The 19615-nt window shown below is 34.8% G+C and carries 11 protein-coding genes; 6 read left to right on the top strand and 5 right to left on the bottom strand.

The features are described from left to right. The first annotated feature begins 3 nt into the window (after positions 1-3). The 3 genes from FHY45_RS15070 to FHY45_RS15060 all read left to right on the top strand — a co-directional run bounded on the left by FHY45_RS15070 (position 4) and on the right by FHY45_RS15060 (position 8393). On the top strand, positions 4-3459 hold the full coding sequence (locus FHY45_RS15070) for a DUF6079 family protein (protein ID WP_139892369.1): 3456 nt from the start codon (positions 4-6) through the stop codon (positions 3457-3459). A 12-nt stretch (positions 3460-3471) separates the two neighbouring features. Then, on the top strand, positions 3472-4947 hold the full coding sequence (locus FHY45_RS21005; protein ID WP_257469128.1) for a hypothetical protein: 1476 nt from the start codon (positions 3472-3474) through the stop codon (positions 4945-4947). A gap of 635 nt (positions 4948-5582) precedes the next feature. Then, positions 5583-8393, top strand: coding sequence for a DEAD/DEAH box helicase (locus FHY45_RS15060; RefSeq protein ID WP_139892368.1), 2811 nt, complete (start codon positions 5583-5585; stop codon positions 8391-8393). Positions 8394-8434: 41 nt separating this feature from the next. On the opposite strand, the gene FHY45_RS15055 is transcribed toward FHY45_RS15060, so the two are convergent. After that, entirely contained in the window at positions 8435-8824 is a 390-nt protein-coding gene (locus FHY45_RS15055) for a (deoxy)nucleoside triphosphate pyrophosphohydrolase (RefSeq protein ID WP_139892367.1), read from the bottom strand. Positions 8825-9442: 618 nt separating this feature from the next. On the opposite strand from FHY45_RS15055, the gene FHY45_RS15050 reads away from it, so the two are divergent. Then, a complete protein-coding gene (locus tag FHY45_RS15050; RefSeq protein ID WP_257469168.1) occupies positions 9443-11986 on the top strand; it encodes an immunoglobulin-like domain-containing protein in 2544 nt (847 codons plus the stop codon). A 470-nt stretch (positions 11987-12456) separates the two neighbouring features. Here FHY45_RS15050 and FHY45_RS15045 read toward each other — a convergent pair whose 3' ends face one another. The 4 genes from FHY45_RS15045 to FHY45_RS15030 are packed head-to-tail and all read right to left on the bottom strand — an operon-like array spanning position 12457 to position 14515. Then, positions 12457-13197: an STAS domain-containing protein gene (locus tag FHY45_RS15045; protein WP_139892365.1), complete on the bottom strand. Its 741-nt coding sequence runs from the start codon at positions 13195-13197 to the stop codon at positions 12457-12459. Continuing rightward, positions 13184-13837 (bottom strand): cobalamin B12-binding domain-containing protein, encoded by a 654-nt coding sequence (locus tag FHY45_RS15040; protein ID WP_139892364.1) that lies wholly within the window; start codon positions 13835-13837, stop codon positions 13184-13186. The genes FHY45_RS15045 and FHY45_RS15040 overlap by 14 nt, the downstream gene beginning before the upstream one ends. 4 nt (positions 13838-13841) lie before the next feature. Continuing rightward, on the bottom strand, positions 13842-14210 hold the full coding sequence (locus FHY45_RS15035) for a hypothetical protein (protein WP_139892363.1): 369 nt from the start codon (positions 14208-14210) through the stop codon (positions 13842-13844). After that, complete coding sequence (locus FHY45_RS15030) at positions 14210-14515, bottom strand: antibiotic biosynthesis monooxygenase family protein (protein ID WP_139892633.1); 306 nt, start codon at positions 14513-14515, stop codon at positions 14210-14212. Before FHY45_RS15030 ends, FHY45_RS15035 begins: the two co-directional genes overlap by 1 nt. A gap of 971 nt (positions 14516-15486) precedes the next feature. Between FHY45_RS15030 and FHY45_RS15025 the strand changes: the two genes are divergently transcribed. Both FHY45_RS15025 and FHY45_RS15020 read left to right on the top strand, forming a co-directional pair. After that, a complete protein-coding gene (locus FHY45_RS15025; protein WP_139892362.1) occupies positions 15487-16242 on the top strand; it encodes an aminoglycoside adenylyltransferase domain-containing protein in 756 nt (251 codons plus the stop codon). Between the two features lie 533 nt (positions 16243-16775). Further along, on the top strand, positions 16776-19615 hold a 2840-nt coding region (locus FHY45_RS15020), incomplete at its 3' end, for a Cna B-type domain-containing protein (protein WP_180349991.1).

Below are 19615 nucleotides of genomic sequence, written 5' to 3'. Positions count from 1 at the left end.
AAAATGACATTTAAAACCAGCGTAAATATTAGATTTGATATCGGTAAAGAAGAATTTGTAAATCGTTATATCCCAACTCCATCACATACTGAAGCTTTAATTGGATTATTAGATGGCTTTTTAGGAACTGGAAACCGTTCACATATCATTGTAGGAGCTTATGGTACGGGTAAGTCCCTTTTAGCGACAGTTGTTAGTACGTTAATGTCAAAACAAACAAATAGCGTTGAGAAGTTGACGAACAAATTTAAGCACTTTAATGATGAAATTGCTGATAAGATTCAACAAGCTAATAATACTGAAGTAAAATACATTCCAATAGCTTTAAGCGGTAATGAGGGGCGTTTTAGAAAGTCCATTATTCAAGGAATTGTGCAATCAATTCACAATGAAGGAATTGAGGTAGTTTTACCAGGTGTTTCTTCTAGAATTATTCAATCAATTAATGTGTGGAAAGACAACTTTCCATTAACATATGAACAATTTGAAAAATCAGCAATAAATAGCGGTTATAAAATAGAAGACTTATATAAAAAAATTGTTGAGGAAGATGAAGCAACAATTCAATGGTTCTGTGAAATTTATCCGAAATTGACTTCTGGAGCTGAATTTGAAGTAGATTATGGAGACGGATTTCTTCAAAAATTAGAATATTTATTAACTGTAGCAAATAAAAACAATTTAGGGTTCATTGTAATTTACGATGAATTTGGGCGATTTTTGCAAGGCCTACCGAATGAATTAATGAATGAAACAATGCAAGATATTCAAGATTTAGCTGAAATAGCAGATCGTGAAAAAGCTTTGCATGTTTTATTGATAACGCACAAAAATTTAAGACAATACTTCACAGGATTCAATGATGAAATCGCTAGAGAATTCCAACGTGTAGAAAAACGTTTAAGACAATACACCATCTCTAGTGACCAAGCAACATTTTTGAAAATTGCAGAAGTTATTTTAAGTGAAAATCTAGAAAAAAAGCCAAATATCAATACTAAACTCATCCCACAAATGACAAAAGGAATACAAACATTTTCATTATTTCCAATTCTAAATGTAGAGGATCGTCAAAGAGTAGTTATAGAATCACTATATCCAGTTCATCCAGTCACTGTATATTTACTACCCAAACTTTCAAGTGTATTCGGTCAAAATGAGCGTACGTTATTTACATTTTTAGAAAGTAAAGAAACTGGTGGACTTCAAAATCACATTTCGAAGAGTTCAGATTATTATTCGCCATACAAGTTGTTTGATTATTTTTTTACTACCATAGATGACGGTGATATAAGTAGTGTAGCAACTGAACAATTTATTTTATATCGTAAAGCATTATCTAGGATAGATAGCACACAAATTGATATTTCTTTAGCCGAGGCAATTTTAAAATTCATCTCTCTCTGGCAAGTATGTAATTTAACTGTGCACCAAAAGTTAACAACTGAATTTATCCAATTTGCATTGTTAATAGAAGAAGATGAGTTATCTTATGCACTAAAATACTTATCAGAAGTTAAGGCTATTCGATTCAACCCACTTATTACTGCTTGGGAAATTCATACTGGTAGTATTGTTGACTTACAGAAAAAAATTGCTGATAAGAAGAATACGTTTGTATTAAATCAAGAACTAGTTAGAAAAGAGTTGCTTGCAAACAGCAAAGCAAAATATTTTTTCCCGAATTATTATAATGATGAAATTGAAATGACTCGATTTGCAAAAGTAACTCTAATTTTAAATTCTGAAATGCATAAGTTAAATCAGTATCGAAAAATAAATAATCATCATGATATAAATATTTATTACATTATTCCTGATAATACAGGTCCGAAAAAGATATTAGAATATATTCGTAATATGCAATGCTTCAAAAAAGAAATCTTTGTAATTCATCCAGATTCAGTTAAAACAATAAAAACAGAATTAATAAATGCTACTATTTTAGAAATGTTTATGTTGGATAAAAATTTATTGGCAGAGGATAAAGGAATTTTAGAAGAAATTAAAATTCTTCAAAGAGAAGCGACTTTTGGAATTTCAAAATATATCAATAAACTTCAAAGATTAGATAAGGATTTACTATGGCATCATGTGAATAAAACGATAAATCCAAAAACGGATAAAGAAATGTCTGAATGGTTATCTGAGTTGTGTTTTAATTTATATCCTTTAACGCCGAAGATTGTTAATGATCTTTTCAATAGAATGAAACTATCATCACAACAAAAAGCCGGCGCAAAACAATTAATTAATGGTATTTTAGAACAACCTAAAGAACCCCAATTTGGAATTTCAGGTACCGGACCCGCTTATGCAATTTATGCAGCTATATTTAAAAATAATGGACATTTTGAAACCAATATCCATACGACAGACTATGAAAACATTAATTACGAGCCATATGCTAAACTACGCAACGATATTTTGGAACAATTAGAACGAAAACCGATTGGAAACTTTGCTGATTTAATTAAAATATTCACAACATCACCATACGGAATTCGTCAACCAGTAGTACCTTTACTATTAGTAGCGTTACTACGAGATCGTTGGAGCGAATTTATGCTATATAGAAATGACATTTTCGTACCCGGATTGAATGGTGATAAACTATATGAAATTTTAGAGGAAGAAGGAGCAGAAAACTATAGATATTCATATGAGAAAATTGCTAATGAACACTTGAAATTCTATAATCAAATTAATGAAATTTTTGCTGAATTCAACGAAAATCGTCTTGAGGGACAAAATGTTTCTCGATTGATTCAGACTTGTGGTACCCTAGTAAAATGGTTACGTTCATTGCCACGTTATGTTCAAATTTCTCATGATGTATCAGATGAATTTGATAAGCTACGTAGATTAATTAAACAAACTGAGGTTAAACCTCAACAAAGTTTGAATGAATTATTTGAAATATTTGGGTGTGGTATAGAATCATTACGTGCAGTAAAGCAATATGCTGAACAATTAATTTATAGTAAACGGTCAATAGTAATAGAAACTTTTGGGGATATTACCTCGATTAATTCCCGTGAAGGGTTGTTTGAATGGTTAAAGCAGTATGAAGACTATAAAAAAACTAACGATCTAGTTAAATCTTTAAATTATGCTCAATCTAGTCCTAAATGGATTGATGAGTTTATCGAATTATTCACTGGTGTACGTTTAGAAGACTGGTCAGATAAAACGTTTGAAAAGTTTGTAGGAGAGTTAACGGAAAGCTTTAAAGAATTAACAATCGATTCTTCGAAGAATGGTTTAGAAAGTAAATCGAATTCCGTTGTATTAATGATTGGTGAGGATAAAAAAGTTATTACTAAGACTGAGTTTTCGGTAAAGGCAAAAACAGTTTATTCTAATATCGATCGTATTTTAAAAAATGCTGGTAGAAGCATTCCTAATAATGAAATTGAATATATGATCTATTTGTTAACAAAAGATTATATTGAATAAAGAGGTGAAATAATGGAACAGCATGTTGTAGTTGGTTTTGGCGGAATTTATAGTGCATACACAATAAAAATGCTTCAAAAAAAACATGAGTCAAATTCAATTAAATTATTTTTTATAGATTTATTTAGTGATGTTTCTGATGAGCCACTTTATTTAAATAATGCGTTATTTATGAGTAATGTAGCCGAAAAATTAGGGGTAGATTTAATTACATCAGATTTATCTTTGCAAACTGATAACTTAATAGAAACAAATGTTGACGAAAATATTACTTTTAAATTGAGTATAGTTGCTGAGCAAATAAAGGCTACGTATGAAAATTTATCTAATGTAATAATACATTTACCAATTACACCGAAAATTTTAAAAGGACAAAATAAAATTTGTATTGAGAGTGTAGAAAATGACTGGAATGATAGTTTTGAAGTGTTAAGCTTGTTTGAACAATTATTACCTGGAGTACAAGTAAGATTCACTATTGAACATTTAGCTGATAAAGTTAATATTAAGGATGAAATTTTAAATGTATGGGGTATTGATTTACCTCGATCTGAGAGAAGACGTGTTCATATTGCAATGTTCTCAGGTGGTGCTGGAAGTGCTTACGTATCCTATTATATGGTTCAAGCATATAGAAGAGAGAATTGTAAATTGTTTTTCACTAACACTTTATGGGAAGATGAAGATAATTTACGTTTTATGGATGAAGTTGCTGAATATGTCGGTTTAGAGATTACGGAAGTTCTAGATGGTCGTACACCAGAAGAAGTGTTTTTTGATATGAGATATTTAGGTAATTCACGATTAGCTAAATGCTCTGAAGAGTTAAAAGTACGTCAGACTTTGATATATTTAGAAGAGCTTCGTGATAATGAAAAAGTTGAGCCTATTTTATACTTTGGTATTGCACCACATGAAAAACATCGTCGAGATGACAGTCATGTAAAACGTCGAGAAAATATCGTAGAAGAGAATAGCGGTGATATGAATATCCGTAAGGCTGCAGGAATTCGCTCTTTTTATGCTCACTTCCCTTTAGAACCTATTGAGACAAGGTTCCCATTAATAGAAACCTTACGAGAAGATATTGATGCAAAGGGAATAATACAGTATGAATGGGGTATTAAGTTACCTCGAATGTATACAGCTGCAATAGAGGCTGCAAAGCTGGAAGATAATATTCTTGCGCGAAAATTGGTAAAAAAAGGTATAAATGGATTCTCCCATGCCAATTGTGGTGGACGTTGTGTTCGTGGCGGTTTTCAACACTATGCGACATTATATGCCATTTGGCCAGAACAATATAAAGAGCAGGAGGATATGGAGAACCGCTTTCGTGAACATTTCAAGAAAGATGTTTCCATATTAAAGAAAAATGGGCGACCGTATACCTTAAAACAATATCGTGAAGATATGGATTTTCAAGGTGTAGAGAAATTTTTGTTCCAGCCGGATGATACGATTCCTTGTGTTTGTTCGTTCTCTTAATCGCAACTTAAATAATTTAAGAAGCTTTTCATAGGTAAAAAGAACTTATGAAAAGCTTCTTTTTTCATTATTTTTATATGGAGGTTCAAGAATTATTCTAGAATTTACACAACAAATTTAGGAAATCGTATGTCCAAAATATAAAAAATAGGGCATTTTTATGGTGGCATGATGGATAGCTGTAAATGATATGCTAAACTAAACATTAAAAAAAGGATGTTTCTTCATTTTGTAGAAGAGTAACGTAATTCAATAGTATTAAATTGACTCATTTCATCTATGTTCCTAAAGAATTACGGTCATTTCACCACATAGAGAAAATTATGGAGCATCTTAAACATAGCTTGAGACCCCATTTTAAGTATTTTCTAGTATGTTATTCTTAAAAAAGAATGTACATAAACTGACTTAAGAACTTAACAGTAATTAAAAGTAACTGCTACTATATAAGGATTCTTTTGATTCCATGTTCCTAGAGTTTTTAAGGTACAAAAAATATAGTCCATCTATTATTATGTCTAGTAAGGACTTTGCATGGTAGACTAGCTACTAATGTATAAGATGATTATTTACTTATATGGTACTATGTTTATGAGTGTTACACTTTTACTACATTCAACAGTCAGGAGACATCCATGAAAATCGAAAAAAAACTTATTGTCAATTCGGATAAAGGGAATTTGTTAAATGAACTAATTTCTTCTATAAATCAATGCAAACGGTTTTATTTTAGCGTGGCGTTTATTAATTTTAGTGGGTTGCAGCTTTTGTTGGATGCTTTTAAAGAGGCGGAAGATCGAGGTGTTCGTGGCCAGATTATTACGTCCACTTATTTGAATTTCACTGAGGCTAAGGCGCTTAAGAGAATTAATGAATTTGAGAATATACACTTGAAGGTTTTTGAAACAGATAAGACAGTTGGGTTTCATACGAAGGCTTATATCTTTGAGTACGAGGACTATTATAAGATTATTATTGGCTCCTCGAATATTACTCAGAGCGCATTGAAGAGTAATATTGAATGGAATGTGGAAATGATTGTGAAGGAAGACACACATTTTCTTCAGGATGTACTAAATGAATATGAGATATTATGGAATAGTAGTACTCAAGCAGATGATGCTTTTATTGCTAAGTATGAGGACTTTTTGAGTAAGTTGAGTGATTTTACGAATAATCAATCATTCATCTATGAAAAAGCAGAGTATATCACACCTAATAAAATGCAAAGACGGGCTATGGAAAATTTAGAGCGAATTCGCTCTTATGGAGAGAAAAAGGCATTGGTGATTGCGGCGACTGGAACGGGAAAAACGTATATGTCTGCTTTTGATGTCAAATCCTTCAAGCCTAAGAGATTACTCTTTATTGTCCATCGTGAAGAAATTTTAAAGAAGGCAAAGGAGACATTTGAAAAGCTTCTGCCTAATGAGAAATTATCCTTCGGCTTATTAACAGGGAATACAAAGCAAAAGGATGCTGATTATATTTTTGCGACGATCAATACGATCTCAAAGTACCACCAGGATTATCGACCAGATGAGTTTGATTATATTATTTTTGACGAGGCACACCATGCGACTAGCCCTAGCTATCAAGTGATTTTTGATTATTTCACTCCACAATTCACGTTAGGAATGACGGCTACTCCAGAACGTAGCGATCAGCAAAATGTATTTGATCTGTTTGATAATAATGTGGCGTTAGAGGTTCGTTTACATGAAGCACTTGATGATGATTTAGTTATTCCTTTCCACTACTTTGGGATAACAGATATCGCTGAAGTAGATTTAAGTGACGTGGATATTGATGATGTGGCTGAAATTACGAAGCGATTAAAGGTCAATCAACGTGTTGATTTTATCATTGACAAAATGAATTTCTATGGCTTTGACGGTCTAACGAGAAAGGGCCTTGGATTTTGTATAACGGTCGAACATGCTAAGTTTATGGCGGAGGAATTTAATAAGAGGGGCTACCCAAGTGTTTGTTTGTCTGGCGATGATAAATCAGATAAACGTACAGCACTTATTAATAGACTAGAAGATGATAATGATGAATTAGAGTTTATCTTTACGGTTGATATCTTTAATGAAGGTGTTGATATTCCTTCTGTTAACACAGTCCTTATGCTGCGACCTACGAATTCACCTATCGTATTTATTCAGCAGCTTGGTCGAGGACTACGTAAATATAAGGATAAGAATTTCTTAACGGTGCTTGATTTCATCGGTAATCATAGTAAAACGTTCTTGATTGCGATCGCATTAAATGGAAGCCGCTATTATGATAAAGAAAGCTTGAAAGTGGCGATTGCTACTGGCTTTGCTAATATTCCAGGTTGTACGCATATCCAGATGGATAAAATATCTAAGGAACGAATCTTAGCGCAAATTGATAAGGAAAACTTCAATTCCTTACAGTATTTGAAGGAAGAGTATTTCGAATTTAAGAAAATGAATAATGGTCATATTCCTTACTATTTAATGGATTATATGAAGTACGATGGTTCTCCTAATCCTATTAAATTTATTGATCGAGAGAAGACATACTTACAGTTTGTAGCCAAGGTAGAAAAGAATGAGCAGTTAAAGAATTTGCTATTAAATGATTCATTTGAAGGGGCCTTAAAAGAACTATCTAGTAAGCTGCCACTTAAACGTGTATATGAATTTGTGATTGCCAAATTTTTATTAGATCATGATCAGCTTTCTTTAGACCAAGCTAAACAAGAAATATTAAAGTATGTGAAAGATGTGGATGAGGATAGTGTCTTGCATGCGCTTGAATGCTGGAATCAAGATTATTACGATCCAGCTCAGAAAAAACGTAATTTCAAATTGTTTTTACTTGTGAATGGTCAGTTAACGAAAACACCAGCCTATCAACGTCTTTTAGACAATGAGATATATAGACCATTTATAGAAGATACCATTCATTATGGGATATTTCGATACGAAAAGGAATTTAAAGAAGACTATTATGGCGTTCCTCATTTTAAGCTGTATGAACAATATCAGATGGCTGATGCGGCTTTACTTTCTAACTATCGGAAGAGTCATAGTGCCTTTAGGGGATCGGGTTTACTAGCTAACGGGAATGATTACTTCCTGTTTATTGATTTGCATAAGGAAGCGGATATTAAGGAAAGTATTAATTATCACGATGAATTTATTAATGAACGCTATTTTCAATGGCAAACACCTAATAAAACTGCTCCAACATCGGAACAAGGTAAAAATATCGTCTATAATAAAGATAGAGGAATTACGCTTCATTTATTTGTAAGGAAGTATAAAATGATCGATAAGAAAACGGAGCCTTATATTTACATCGGTAAAGGAAATACGGTTGAGTTTGAGGGAGAAAAGCCTATCACAGTGAAAATGGAACTTGAACATGAAGTTCCAGCTAGTTTGTATACGGAGTTTACGAAAAAAGTATAAATAACAAGGGAAGTGGGTATCCACTTCCCTTGTTTTGTTTACTAGGCTAATAATGCATCAATGGTTGGCAAATCAGCTGGTGCCCATTCCAATGTTCTTAAATCCTTAAGTGGTACCCATTTAAGTTCAGCATGTTCTGTAGCGATCGGTGTACCATTTGTAATTTTCGCTTTATATGTAATGAGGTTAATAATGAAGGTAGGATATTCATGAACGATATCTGCCACTAATTCTCCCACTTCAATCTGGCATTCAAGCTCTTCTTCAATTTCTCTAACTAGTGTTTCTTCAGGTTTTTCACCTTCTTCAATTTTACCTCCTGGAAATTCCCATAGGTTTGGTAATGCCATTTCAGGAGAGCGTAGAGCACATAACACCTCGCCCTTTTCATTTTCCATAACAGCGCCAACTACTTTTACTTTTTTCTTCATTCTTCATACATCCTTTATCGTTGATCTTTTTATATAATATCATATCTGAAAACTATATCTTACTGTCAGAAGAAGATGGAGAGGAAATTTATTAATCCTTCGAAACTCTATCCTGATATACTCTCTTAAAATATGCAAGAGATACTTTCCTACGAAATACTTCTATACTGGGTAAACCTGTATTATCTGTAGCTACTTCATCCTCGATTTGGACGTATTTATGATTCATTTTTCGTATATCATATTGCTTGCCTTCAAAGTAAAACTGAATTCAAAAATAAGAGGTAGAGTAGAAACAGATCCGCTCGATTTCTTAATGAATTATTAATTTTATGACTAGGATATTTTCGCTTGCTTTCAAAGCACTCAATGAATGACGGATAAGATGGATGATTTGAAGTGATTTAAATAAGACAGCAAGTAAAAAGTGGAATGGGATAACCTATCTCACTTTTTGTTTGTATTCTAGTATACAGAGTAATCTAAATAGTGGTTGTATTTATAACATTGTATCTATAATTAATTATAATGATATAATTAAAGCAAGTCAGGTATGTACTTTATCAGATGCACGGATAATTTTAATTACTTGCCAAACGAAGAAAGGAAGTGTTTAAGATGCACAAGAAAAAAAGGTTGTTAATGGTTGTAGTAAGCTTAGCTCTATTTTTCAGTTGTTTTTCTCCGAATTTTGTCAGTGCAGCAACCGACAAGACTAAACCGACCATTACTGGGGCAAAGAATACAACCGCTTACTTAAACCACTCGTTTAATCCGAAAAAAGGGGTTGTAGCGAAAGATAATGTTGATGGAAACATCACAAGCCGTATCAAAATATCGGGAAAGGTGAATACAAAAAAGACGGGTAAATACACGCTAACATATAAGGCAACTGATAAGGCGAAGAACACTCGTACAGTAAAGCGTGTTGTGACAGTTAAGAAAGATACGACTAAACCAATAATCACTGGAGTATCAAATAAGACCGTATACAAAGGGTATTCTTTTAATCCCAAAACAGGTGTCAAAGCTACTGATAATGCCGATGGGAACCTCACTTCCAAAATCAAAGTAAGTGGAAAAGTAAACACCAAAAAAGTCGGAAAATACAAAATTAAATATACTGTTATAGACAAGACGAATAACAAAAGAATAGTCACTCGAACTATTACAGTAAAGAAAGATACAACCAAACCTACCATTTCCGGCGTTTCCAATAAGGCGATCTACGCTGGCTCAACATTTAAGCCTCTTACCGGTGTTACTGCCAAAGATAATGCAGATGGTAATATCACTAAAAAAATCAAAGTCACTGGAAAAGTTAATACTAACAAAATAGGAACATACAAACTAACCTATACTGTATCAGATAAGACAAAAAATAAGAGAACTGTTACACGCAAGATTACTGTTAAAAAGGACACTATTAAACCAACTATATCTGGTGCAAAGAATAAATCTATTAACATAGATACTTCTTTTAATCCACGTGCTGGTGTAACTGCGAAGGATAATGTTGATGGCAATATTACTAAAAATATTAAAATATCTGGAACGGTAAATACGAAAAAAGCAGGATCTTATAAGCTTACCTACGATATTACAGATAAAGCTAAAAATAAAACAACGGTTTATCGTACCATTAAGGTTGTAGATAATGTTAAGCCAGTAATTAAAGGGATTAATAACACCCAAGTTGCTCTTGGAGAAATGTTCGATATTTTAAAAGGTGTGTCTGCTTCTGATAAAAACGATGGGGATTTAACTTCCAAGATTAAAGTTGAGGGCACAGTTGATGTTAATAAAATTGGTACCTATAAGCTGACTTATTCTGTTTCTGATAAAGCAGGTAACAAAGTATCTAAACAACGTAATGTAACTGTTGTTGACAAGGTTTCCCCCGTTATTAACGGTGTTGAAAATTACGAGATTCCTTTTGGCCAAGAGTTTGATTCTTTGAAAGGTGTTGCGGCAACTGATAATTATGATGGGGATTTAACTTCTGAAATTAAGGTTGAAGGCGAAGTTAATGTAGAAAAAGCAGGTATCTATTCTCTTACGTATTCAGTTTCTGATCAATCTGGAAACAACGTCTCTGTAAAACGTACTGTAACAGTTATTGATAGTACTGCACCTGTTCTTTCCGGTGTGGAAGATATTCAAATTAATTTTGGAGAAGATTTTAATCCATTAAAAGGCATAACCGCTTCAGATAACAGTGATGGAGATATAACTTCTAAAATTAAAGTGGATGGCACGGTCGATATCAACAAGGCTGGAAGCTATAAGCTAACATATTCAGTGTCAGATGTGTCTGGAAATACTGTAACTGCAGATAGGACTGTAACTGTAATTGATAATGTTAAACCAGTTTTCTCGGGAGTATCGGATGTAACCATCGGTCTATATACCGAATTTAACGTATTAAATGGCGTTTCCGCTTCCGATAATAACGATGGTGACATCACTTCGAAAATATTGACAGCTGGTTCAGTTGATACACAAAAAGAAGGTGAATACACTGTTACGTATACGGTTTCCGATGCTGCAGGAAACACTGGAAAAGTCACAAGAATTATCACAGTTCAAAAAATCCCTGTCTCTAATATCACTATTAATGCTCCATCTAAAATGAGAACAGGTAAAACGCAGCAGTTGACAGCTGAAATTACACCAACAGATGCTACAGATCAACAAGTTACTTGGAAGAGCAGTGATGAATCTATTGCCGCTATCAGTGCAGATGGCATACTAAGTACCATTTCGGAGGGTACAGTAACCATTACAGCAACTGCCGATGGAAAAAGCGGGTCCAAAACTATCGTCATTTCAGATACTAAACCAACTATGTATTTTTCATCAGTTGGGTCATCGAGTGTTAATGGTGTAATCAAGAGCCTCTCATTTACATTGATGAACCTAGATTCTTACGATAGTGTATATGTCGAGAAAGTCCAATTTTATAATAATAACTCATTATATAGAACCTTTACTGCTGAAGAGATACAAAACAATGGTTTACCTACTGAGATTAAACCATATGGCAGTTGGGACTTTGGCGTTCGATTTAATATAGGAGGAATTCAGGAGTCCAAAGGCAAAGCGGTTGTCACAGTTAAGATGGATAATGGGAAGATATATGAATACACTTTATCTTTTTAGAAGAAAATAAATTTTAATCGTTATATGTTTGTTTGAAAAGGTAGATTAGCAACTATGCTAATCTACCTTTTTTAAGTAATATCTTTGGTTACTTCTTTTGCTTTTTCATTATGAAATTCTTGATTCTCTCTGTCATCTTGGTATTAATACCTTTTTAACACAGTAACGAATTAAACGTTGGAAAATCCTCTTTATCAAGAAATGAAATCAAAATAGATACCGCGCTATACTTACTGAACGGATCCTGACCTTGAATAAGGTTAAGATTAGACTTAAATATAGGAACGATCCATTTCAATGTAGATAATCAGTTTGGATGAAGCAGGAAGGGAAATGTTGATCCATCATACTGAAAGGACAAAAATCTGACCTATCAGTATGATTACAACTTGATGAATAGTAATTTTTCGCAGATTGGTATTAGATACCGATTGTAATAAATGTGATTAAAATCAATCAATCATGCATATTCATTCTGTAAGATATATTGCAGGGATGATTTGAATTTCAAGTTCATAGTTAGAGAGAATCTTTGACAGTCTTGGTTGAATGCCGATTAGTTGGATCTTGCTTCCTGCCATAAATCGAAGCGTACGGATGAGGTCGATTAATTTTTTGATACCATCATCTTGTACTTCACCAACAGCGGTTAAATCGATTAGGATATTTTGATACTCTCCATTAAAGACTGAGTGAAGGACATGTTCGGATATCAAGTTGATTTTTTCAGAGGTTATATCCCCGAATAAAGGGATATAGCACATTTTATTGGACAGAGGGATAAAGGGTCCGGAAAGTTTGTTTAATCGCATAAGTACATCTTCCAGTTTTTCCTTTTGCTCGAGTAATTCAAAATCTGTGTGTGCCAGTCTTTCTTGCAATTCTATAATTTTATTAAGATATAATTGATTGCTCTTTTCCTTGGAGACAAAAAGAATATGCATTCTTCCGGTTGAGTCATCTGATAGATATACATCAAATAAGGCCAGCGAGGACTCCTTCGTATGAACATTCAATTCTATTTGTTGCGTACTTTCATTCGACAAACTTGCTTTGACAAGCTTGTTCATACTTTCATCATCTATAACCCCTGAAATATCTGAGGTGTTTAAATTAAATAGATTAGATGACAGGGAATTGTATTGTAGAATTTTTCCGTTATAGTCTACTACTATATAGGGAAGTGGTAGTGGTGTGTCAATACATTGCATTTTTTGTCTCTCCTATAGAATAATCTTTTAGCCACGTCTCTATATCCGATAAATCCGTTACGATGATGGGATCTCCGCTCGAGTACGTTTTTAAATCATATTTATTGCCCAATCTGCTGCCAATAAGGATTTTTGGAGGCACAGGTAATGCCTTGAAGCTGTCTGTATATGATTTCAACTTTGGTAAATGGGTTACAATGGTCAAGGAAAGTCCGATGACATCAGGTTCCCATTCGATGGCAGTATGTAAGGCATATTCAAGGGGAAGATTCGGTCCAAAATACTTGGTTTCCCAGCCATATTCCGCGAATAATTGAGCTGCCATTTTTAGACCAATATAATGTTGTTCTCCTTCTAAACAAAGGAACATTGCTTTTTTCGTTTTAGTAGGTGTTGCGTTGAGATTGTGCTCAAACGCCAATCTAGATAAAACAAAATCGCAAGTAGCTGTCGCTATATGTTCATCGGCCACTGTAATTTCATTGTTTTCCCATAAGTCCCCAATACGATGCATGGCAGGAGTTAGGAGTTGATCATAGATATCTAAAGTTGAAAGATGTTTAAGAGATTTAATATAATCCCAGGCTTTATTGTAATTGCCAGAAAGTAAGATGCTAGTGAAATCGATAATCGATTGCATATATTTATGCCTCCTCTTTGGCTTTTTCGCACTCAAGAATGTCTATGGCATCTGTTAAAAATGAAAGGTATATTTTCTTTTTTATAACTGGGATATCAGAAATTTGCCCCAACTCTTCTTTTATGATCACGAAATTATCCAGCAGTGTTTGTGTCTTCATTCCGTATTTTTGCAGGATTCCATTTAACCAAAGTGTATAATCCGTAAATACTTTTGCATTATCTAATTCAAAGGCCGTTTGCAGATGATCAAGATGGTGTTTATTATCTGTCCGGCATTTGTCTTTTCCTTTATCACCATGGCGTTCCTGTAAGGATGGATCGAGTGCATAGATTCGTTCTGTCACTTGCTCAATGAATACAGTTGTATTCATTACTTGCAGACCACCTTATATTTTGTCACTGTAGGTATAACACCGGCTAATTCTTGATCAGGATACTTTTTCTCTAAGTCGTGAATCTCTTTGAATTGGCTGCTCCTTACCCAGTTAAGATAATCCTCTTTCTCTTCAAATAGTAATTGAACGGTCAATTCATCAGGATGTTTCTCATTCTGCAAGAGGAAAAAATTAATAAATCCGTGAGCCTGATCGACTTTCCGGGAACGGTTTCTATAAATATCTATAACTTCCTCGCTTTTTTCTCCTGGTATTTTAAATGTAGAAAATACGCTAAAGATAGTAACACTCCCTTTTAATTCACAGATTTTATATGATAAATATAAAAAATTAAGAAAAAAAGAGTCCATGTTATGATGAACTCTTGACAGAATTTGTTAATTCGTTGATTTACCCTGTTAATCTGTTACAGGTGGTTTGTTCTGTTTCATATTCACCTTATCAAGAGTTGAACCTTCCTGTCTATTGACAGGGGGGAGGGTTGAAAAGGAACAAAAAAGAAAAAGCTAGTAAAATAAGCGAGTGTAGTCGGGATTCATTGTGTGAATGGGCGCAGAATGGCATCATCCGACCATTGAGTTAAAAGAAGAAGCTGTGCCGGAGCGGCATACTATTTTTCGAGTTTAACTATAAGAGCATTAGAGTAACTGAATGAAGCTGAATGCTAGATGATGATCTAGATGACCTGTGTCGTACTAGCAGGGTCGTTTTTTTATTATTTACAGATTAAATAAGAGTTTTCCAATAAAGACATGGCAATATTAGTAGAATCATTTGCATCTTCTAAGCTAATTCGATCGTCCATTTTTTATAAATATAATGTCTTCTATATCTTATGTTAGAATCCAATCTAGCATTTTATTATTATCCGAAATATTCCTCCTTTAAATATAAGTTTGCTCAGACAATCCATTTAATAAAATTAAATTTTATTTAAAGTTGATTCCATTTATGTTTACTAGAATGATACCTAAATGAACGCAACAACACCTCTTCCTATCGATTTTTCAATTTAAATCATAAATAGTTTGGCACTTTTGTGTCCGAAATAGAATATTTGTGTTTTTTGGTAGCCTTATTATCCATTTTTAATGGATATTTATTTGTTTTTATACTATTGTGTAAGTATGAGAAGGGAAAATTTTCATGTAAATGCGGTCTAACTCGCTTTTTGATCACGGATGATGTGATAGTGTGAGCAAGATTACGTAAAAATAGATTGAGAGCAAATAATTCATTTAGGGGTGTAAGTATGATTTATTCATGGGAAACTAGCACAACCGAAATAAAAGATTATGTCTATAAGGTTTTGGAGCAAATAAAAGAAAGTCTTCAAGATAATTTTAAAGGGTTCTATGTTCATGGTTCATTAGCTATGGATGGATTTAATCCGCAGTCCAGTGAGATCGACCTTATCGTAGTGACTGAAAATCCACTTACCTTTGAGGCTAAAAAAGAGTTAGTTAATTATTTTCTATCCAATTCCGGAAAACCATTTCCGATTGAAGTCAGTTTTTTAAACACAGATCAACTAAGGAATTGGCAGCATCCTTGTCCGTATGATTTCCATTACAGTGAATATTGGAGAGAAAAGTATGAAGAGAAGGCAGACTACTATCTTAATAAAGCAGACTTAAAAGATTCAGATTTAGCTGCCCATATTACGATTCTTCATAGACGTGGGATTTGCCTTGAGGGTCCTCCAATTGAAGAAGTTTTCCCGCTAGTTCCCCAAAGTGATTATCTATCATCCGTAATGGAAGATTACCGGGAGTGTCTTGCTAACTTAGAGAAGGATCCGAAGTATTGTGTGTTAAATATGGTTAGGGTGTATTGGTATGTAAAAGCAGGAATCATTACTTCTAAGCAAGAAGCAGGTCAGTGGGCAATTAATACACTGCCTAAAATGGTAGCTGAAACGGTACAGAAGGTTATGGATGGCAACAGGCCCGAAGAAAAGGAACTGCAGGAATTTAAAGAATACATTGATACTAAGTTGACACAGTAAGTCAATTAATGCTGTTTTATAAATATCTGTCAGAATAGAAAGTATAACCGTGTATATTAAATGATGCGTATAAAAGGATAGATAGTTCTTTTTGAAAAGCCTTTAATTTAGGCTTTTTTTATTTGTCTGCATGTTTAATGGAGTCCGTAATGAATCAAAATTGCAATCTATCTATAAGAGATTGAAATGCCAAGTTTATTTGTCATTAATTTGTAAATATTTCATCAATCCTTTAAAAAAACATAACCTCCTAACTACCCCTTCAGATCCATTCACTAGCTTAATCCCATATCTTTAATTGTATATTAATATAACTATTGTCAATAATTACATTAGTTTAAATTGTTTAAAAATTGATAATATAGTGATGTAAATAGTTTATTAGAATAGTTATTATTTTCACTATTATTCTAGTAAATAATATAAATGAAGGGAGATGTTCTGCGAAATTATTTCAATAGGGCTTTAAAAGCTGCTCCAAAAAACTTCATAAGGGTGTGTGAATCATGAGATCGACTCGGAGTAGGTACTACATGAAAAAACGCACGAGAAAAAGAGCATTCTCAATTCTGACATTGCTTTTTCTTCTTGTGCAAACGATTTTAACTCCGGTAACTCAGTATGTTAATGCTGACAGTACAACGAGTAATTTTTCATCTTCACTTGAAGAAGCTACAATGACAGCCGCTTCAACTGACATCGATGAAAAGGCTGCAGAAGAAACAATTGAGGAGCAAGGAGAAGGTTTCGAAGATGGGACTGTAGCGTCTGAAGAGGAAAAAGATGCACTGGAAAAGAGCGATGAAGAATCCGAAGCAGAGCAACCTACTGATCAAGCTACTGACCAAAGTAAAGAAGAAAAAGATACTCCAGAAGAAAGCAATGGAGAATCCGAAGCAGAGCAACCTACTGATCAAGCTACTGACCAAAGTAAAGAAGAAAAAGATACTCCAGAAGAAAGCAATGGAGTATCCGAAGCAGAACAAGCTTCTGGTCAAGCTGACGAAGATCAAAGTAAAGAAGAAAAGGTTACGGCCGAAAAAGCTTCAACAGAGGAAAATGAATCAGAGATTGCGACTCTTGCGGAAGAAAGAGCCTCTTATAACGTTGATCATATAGATATCGCCTGCAAAGATCTGAAGGCGACTGTCTATGTCAATGGTACAGAACAGGATGTCACTTTTTCATTTGATAAGTCGGATTTTGGTAATACCGTAGATGTGGAGATTATTGACAGCAACGGTAAAAAATATGCCTATACGGTCAATGAAAAAAGTAGTACTGACAATCAAGGTAATACTCAGGTTCGTCTCGACGGCAATTTTCCAATAGGAACCTATACAAATCCCATTACCTACACTGTGAATTTAACCAAGACTGTTACTGTCCCTGTTGGTGACCAACAAGTTGAGGTTAACATTACCTTAAGTGTCAACGATATGGGATATTGGTCCTCCCTTAACGTTTGTCCGCCACTTAAGGACAATAAAGATTGGGCTGATGGTGATTTCGTTAAAGGTAGCGGTATTGACTTGATTTTGTCTAGCGGTAGCACTTCCGTTGGCTCTTTAAATCTGGCGAAGTCTGTCGATGGAGTGAATACTAACAAAGACTATACCTTTACCTTGTATAAGAAGGTTAGTGATACTGAGAATGAGGTCATCGGTACGTACAAGTTGGGAAATGGCGATAGCATTTTAGTTTGCCCTCTGGACTTTGGTACCTACTATGTGGTCGAGAGTTTGGAGAATGTGGAAATTGAAGGTTATGAATGGGAAGTTACCGGCGATGGAGTGGACAAAGCCGTTACCCTAACTTCATCCCATTCTAGTGACTATATTCATGTCAAAAATATCTATACACCTGAGACAACCGAGGTATCCGGTAAGAAAACATGGAATGATAAGGATAATCAGGATGGCGTGCGACCGAAGTCTATTACAGTGAACCTGCTGGCCAACGGAACAGAGGTTGCTGAGAAGACAGTCACGGCTGAGGATAACTGGGCCTACAGTTTCACTGACTTGGATAAGTATAAGGATGGACAGCTAATTACTTATACCGTGACAGAGGATGCAGTGGCAGATTATTCAACAACAATCGCTGGCTATGACATCACGAACACCCATACTCCTGGTCAAACTTCCGTGACCGTAACGAAGGTGTGGAAAGATGCGGAAAATCAGGATGGCATACGACCAAATTCCATCAAGGTTCAGCTTAAAGCGGATGGCCAAGCTGAAGGAGAAGCCATCGTGCTAAATGAGGCAAACAGCTGGACGTACACTTGGACAGATCTTGATCAAAAGGCAAGTGGTAAAGATATCGTATACACAGTCGAGGAAGATGGTGTTCCAAAAGGATATACAACAGAAGTTGAAGGAAATGCCACTACTGGTTACACCATTACGAACTCCTATACACCAGAAACAGTTGATATCTCTGGTACAAAAACGTGGGATGATAAGGATAACCAGGATGGCGTACGACCAAAGTCTATTACAGTGAACCTGCTGGCCAACGGAACAGAGGTTGCTGAGAAGACAGTCACGGCTGAGGATAACTGGGCTTACAGTTTCACTGAGTTGGATATGTATAAGAATGGACAGCAAATTACTTATACCGTGACAGAGGATGCAGTGGCAGATTATTCAACAATAATCGATGGCTATGACATCACGAACACTCATACTCCTGGTCAAACCTCCGTGACCGTGACGAAGGCATGGGATGACAAGGATAACCAGGATGGCATACGACCAGAGTCCATCAAGGTTCAGCTTAAAGCGGATGGCCAAGCTGAAGGAGAAGCCATCGTGCTAAATGAGGCAAACAGCTGGACGTACACTTGGACAGACCTTGATCAAAAGGCAAGTGGTAAAGATATCGTATACACAGTCGAGGAAGATGGTGTTCCAAAAGGATATACAACAGAAGTTGAAGGAAATGCCACTACTGGTTACACCATTACGAACTCCTATACACCAGAAACAGTTGATATCTCTGGTACAAAAACGTGGGATGATAAGGATAACCAGGATGGCGTACGACCAAAGTCTATTACAGTGAACCTGCTGGCCAACGGAACAGAGGTTGCTGAGAAGACAGTCACGGCTGAGGATAACTGGGCTTACAGTTTCACTGAGTTGGATATGTATAAGAATGGACAGCAAATTACTTATACCGTGACAGAGGATGCAGTGGCAGATTATTCAACAATAATCGATGGCTATGACATCACGAACACTCATACTCCTGGTCAAACCTCCGTGACCGTGACGAAGGCATGGGATGACAAGGATAACCAGGATGGCATACGACCAGAGTCCATCAAGGTTCAGCTTAAAGCGGATGGCCAAGCTGAAGGAGAAGC

This window comes from Bacillus sp. D386, from assembly GCF_006346415.1.
This window is presented reverse-complemented; position numbering and strand designations above follow the sequence as displayed.

Bases quoted from the DNA above. Each gene is read 5' to 3' on its own strand.
- FHY45_RS15070 (WP_139892369.1), top strand. From the start codon at position 4: ATGACATTTAAAACCAGCGTAAATATTAGATTTGATATCGGTAAAGAA.
- FHY45_RS21005 (WP_257469128.1), top strand. From the start codon at position 3,472: ATGGAACAGCATGTTGTAGTTGGTTTTGGCGGAATTTATAGTGCATAC.
- FHY45_RS15060 (WP_139892368.1), top strand. From the start codon at position 5,583: ATGAAAATCGAAAAAAAACTTATTGTCAATTCGGATAAAGGGAATTTG.
- FHY45_RS15055 (WP_139892367.1), bottom strand. From the start codon at position 8,824: ATGAAGAAAAAAGTAAAAGTAGTTGGCGCTGTTATGGAAAATGAAAAG.
- FHY45_RS15050 (WP_257469168.1), top strand. From the start codon at position 9,443: ATGCACAAGAAAAAAAGGTTGTTAATGGTTGTAGTAAGCTTAGCTCTA.
- FHY45_RS15045 (WP_139892365.1), bottom strand. From the start codon at position 13,197: ATGCAATGTATTGACACACCACTACCACTTCCCTATATAGTAGTAGAC.
- FHY45_RS15040 (WP_139892364.1), bottom strand. From the start codon at position 13,837: ATGCAATCGATTATCGATTTCACTAGCATCTTACTTTCTGGCAATTAC.
- FHY45_RS15035 (WP_139892363.1), bottom strand. From the start codon at position 14,210: ATGAATACAACTGTATTCATTGAGCAAGTGACAGAACGAATCTATGCA.
- FHY45_RS15025 (WP_139892362.1), top strand. From the start codon at position 15,487: ATGATTTATTCATGGGAAACTAGCACAACCGAAATAAAAGATTATGTC.